Source organism: Mongoliibacter sp. (assembly GCF_007692705.1).
GTDB lineage: Bacteria > Bacteroidota > Bacteroidia > Cytophagales > Cyclobacteriaceae > Mongoliibacter.
The window spans coordinates 1-2,529 of the sequence record NZ_REBN01000052.1 but is presented as its reverse complement, the minus strand read 5'-3'; the positions used below and the strand labels follow the sequence as shown (position 1 = coordinate 2,529).

Annotated in this window: 1 protein-coding gene and 1 pseudogene; both read left to right on the top strand. The window is 41.6% G+C overall.

The window, feature by feature from the left end; all coding sequences use genetic code 11:
• Positions 1-202: pseudogene (locus EA341_RS00865) on the top strand (sugar transporter); the annotation flags it as partial.
• Positions 199-2,529 (top strand): tyrosine-protein kinase (locus EA341_RS00860; protein ID WP_293010788.1); only part of this gene is annotated, 2,331 nt, incomplete at its 3' end. The pseudogene EA341_RS00865 and the gene EA341_RS00860, both read left to right, overlap by 4 nt.

Genomic DNA, 2,529 nt, shown 5'->3' with positions numbered 1-2,529 from the left:
AATACACCAAATCAACCTCAACGATAGGGCATTATTGGCATCTCCCTTTTTCTTCATCCGAAACAATGATATCCTTTACCTGGAACCGATGAGTATCCGTCAGTTTGGAAATGCAGATAACCTGTCCTCCTCCCTTGGATTAATTATAGGAATTACCAGTTCTTTGTTGTTGATATTTGCGATATTTAGGAATAATATATGATTGACGGGAATGTAGACATATCGAAATTTGAACAGGATGTCAAACCCATTGATATCAAATATTACCTGATCAAATACTCCAGGTACTGGCCTCTTTATGTTACTTGTATATTTATTGCCTTGGTAGTCGTTTTCCTCTTTCACCGCTATTCCGTGGAGGAATATGAAGTCAGGGGAAGTATACTGATCAAACAAAAGAACACACCTGAAGTCCGTATTTTGGACAGGTCCAATATTTTTTCCGGTGCCAATAACTTGGAAAATGACATACTCCTGCTCACTTCCAAGAACCTGGCTTCTGAGGCCCTCAGTAAGTTACATTTTGATGTGAGTTACTTTGCCTCTACCAATATCAAGGAAATTGAATTGTATGATAAATCTCCGATCAAGGTAGATGTGGATTGGGATTTCCCCCAGGGAGGTTCGGGAGTCATTCATTTTACCCTGATTTCTGAAAATGAATTTGTCCTTACCAATGAGGAAAGAGGTTTCTTTGATTTCCTTTCGGCCAAGGCTTCCGGGCCTTTTGACGATCAGTTGCTGAACAGGACCTATCGCTTTGGGGAAGAAATTTCGACAGAGAAATCTAAGTTCACTATCCACAAACAAAAATACATGAGGGAGGGTGAAAAACTCTTCTTTATTGTGCATCACCCGGCAGATGTGCTTGAGACTTATCAAAGGTCAATAACCGTAAGACCGATCAACAGTTACGGTACCGTCCTCCAGGTTTCTACGGTATCGCGGGTAGTGGAAAAAGGAAGGGATTATGTCAATGCCCTTATGGATTCCTATCTGGACTATGACCTCACAGAAAAAAACAGGATAACGGAAAACACCCTTGCTTTCCTAGACCTGCAAATGTCTGTTCTTGAAGATTCGCTCCGGGTGGTGGAAAACCGAATGCTCAATTTCAAAGTGGAGAACAAACTCATGGATGTGAGTTCTGAATTTGGAGGCGTACTGGGAAATATTCAGCGTTTGGATGATTTGGTGCAGGATATTGATTTTGAACTCAGCTATTACAAATCCCTTCAAAATTACCTGATCAACAAAGGCGCTGACTACGGGAATATATTGGCACCATCCATTGTGGGCTTAAGTGATGGTGCGCTGAATAGCATGATCACCGCTTTGGTGACAGCTTCTATGGACAGGCGCAAACTATTGGCCATTGTCAATGACAACCATCCCAATGTGAAAGAATTGGATGAACAGATAGAAAAACTTAGGGAGAACATTTTTGAAAACATCAATAACCTCGTCGCCAATACCGAAAAAAGAAAGGCAGAGGTAAATAAAAAACTGGCAGAACTGGATAAGGAATTCGCCAAACTACCACAGACCGAATCCTCTTATGCCAATATATTCAGGCAGTACCGCCTAAGAGAAAACCTGTACAATTACCTTTTGGAAAAAAGGGCAGAAGCCGGTATTGCCAAGGCTTCCAATGTATCAGACAATTCAGTCCTTGACTATGCCAGGAGAGGAAGCTTGGTATTCCCTCAAAAACCCCAGAACTACGGTATGGCTGTCGGTCTTGGGTTTTTTATTCCTTTGGCATTCTTACTCATGTTCCATTACCTGAACAACAAGATCATGGATCAAATCCAACTGCGGAATTCGCTGAGAATACCGCTTTTGGGAACCATAGGATACAGTACAAAGGATACCAACATGATTGTGGCGGAGCATCCCAAGTCTATGGTCTCGGAATCTTTCAGGTCACTGCGATCGGGTTTGTTTTACCTGGCTTCGGATAAAAAATGCAAGCGCATCCTTGTTACCTCCTCTGTTTCAGGTGAGGGCAAGACCTTTGTCAGCTTAAACTTGGCTGCAGCCATTGCATTGAGTGGGAAGAAAACCATCTTATTAGGTATGGACTTAAGAAAGCCCAAGATTTCAGACTATGTGGGTATTGACAACAAAGTAGGCTTATCCAGTTATTTGGTTGGGAAATCAGAGAGGGAGGATATAGTGTTGCCGACCCAGTATGAGAATCTCTATATAGTACCTTCAGGTCCTATTCCGCCAAATCCAGCCGAATTGTTGTTGAAGGATAAAATGAAGGATTTCCTGGATTATCTGGAAAATGATTTCGACGTTATTTTAATGGATACCCCGCCCATTGGATTGGTATCTGAAACCATGGACCTGTTGAGGTTCTCAGATGTCAACCTTTACATTGTCCGTCAGGATTATACCCATAAAAAATACTTGTTGATGGTCAATGACCTCTATGCCAATGATCAGATAAGGGATTTTTATGCAGTATTCAATGGTTTACGTTCCGGAGGAGATATTTATGACTTTGGAGGTTACAATTAT